Origin of the sequence: Stenotrophomonas sp. HMWF023 (genome assembly GCF_003060985.1) — a bacterium.
In the GTDB taxonomy this organism is placed as follows: Bacteria; Pseudomonadota; Gammaproteobacteria; order Xanthomonadales; family Xanthomonadaceae; genus Stenotrophomonas; species Stenotrophomonas lactitubi.
The window spans coordinates 1-1,178 of sequence record NZ_QAIJ01000257.1 but is presented as its reverse complement, the minus strand read 5'-3'; the positions used below and the strand labels follow the sequence as shown (position 1 = coordinate 1,178).

The 1,178-nt window shown below is 69.2% G+C and carries 1 protein-coding gene; it reads right to left on the bottom strand.

Annotated features, from left to right (window positions below):
- Nucleotides 1–1,178 (bottom strand): Ig-like domain-containing protein (locus DBR20_RS14385; RefSeq protein WP_258223374.1); only part of this gene is annotated, 1,178 nt, incomplete at both ends.

Genomic DNA, 1,178 nt, shown 5'->3' with positions numbered 1-1,178 from the left:
CCCAGTGCTGCCCCCGGGCCACCGGCGCCGTCGGTCACCGGCAGGTTGCCCTTGATGTAGGCGTCGATGCACGAGGCGACGAAGGCCTGGCGATTGGCCGGCTGCGCCGCGCTGGAGAAGCCGCGCGACCAGGTCCAGCCACCCAGCGAGATCAGCACCTTCATGCCCGGGTACTTGGCCTTGAGCTGCTTGAGCTGGTTCCAGTTGCCGCGCAGCGGCTGGTCCCAGGTATCGGCGCTGCCGCTCACGCTTTCGCCGGCACCGAAGGCCTTGCTGTAGTCGGCGAAGGCATCGCCACCGGCACCGCTGTTCGGGTCTGATGCCTGGGTGATGCCCACTTCGCAGCGGTTGTTGCGCACGTTGCCGAAGGCGTAGTTGATGTGGGTCAGGCGCGCGGCCGAACCGCTGCTGTCGATGTTCTTGACCCGGTAGTTGCGGCCATAGATGCCCCACTGGGTGAAGTAGCCGATGACCCGCTTGCCGGTGGTGCCACCGTCGCCGGCCAGGGTGCTGGCGGTCACCGCCGTGCCCTGTGCCGATGCATTGCTGGCGTTGTCGCGGGCGCGCACGCGGTAGCTGTAGCTGGTGGAGGCGGTCAGTCCGCCATCGACATAGCTGGCGCTGGACGGTGAACCGACCAGGCTGCCGTTGCGGTACACGTCGTAGCCGGCCAGGCCGCTGCCACCGGTGTTGTCGGTGGACGGGCTCCAGCTCAGCGCGATGCTGTTGGCGGTGCGGGTGCCCACGGCCAGGCCGCCGGGCACGCTGGGTGCGGTGGTATCGCCACTGGCCGCGTTGACGGTGATGGTGATGTTCGCGGTGCTGGCGGTGGCGTTGTTGTTGTCGGTGGCGACCGCGCGCAGGGTGTGGCTGCCGGCGCTGGCGTTGGCCCAGCTGGCGCTGTACGGCGCGCTGGTGTCGACGCCCAGCGAACTGCCATCGCGGAAGAACTCGACCTTGCTGACGCTGCCGTCCGGATCGCTGGCATTGGCGGTCACGTTGACCGTGCTGCCGGCGCTGAAGGTGGCGCCGTTGGCCGGCGAGGTCAGGCTGACCACTGGCGGCTGGTTGACCCCGCTGCCATCGCAGGCGCCGAGGTTGGTGTAGTAGGGCGCCCCGGCCGGATGGTCCGGCGGTGCGTTCCAGATGTCCTGGTTCGCCCGGTAGAGGACGCCTCC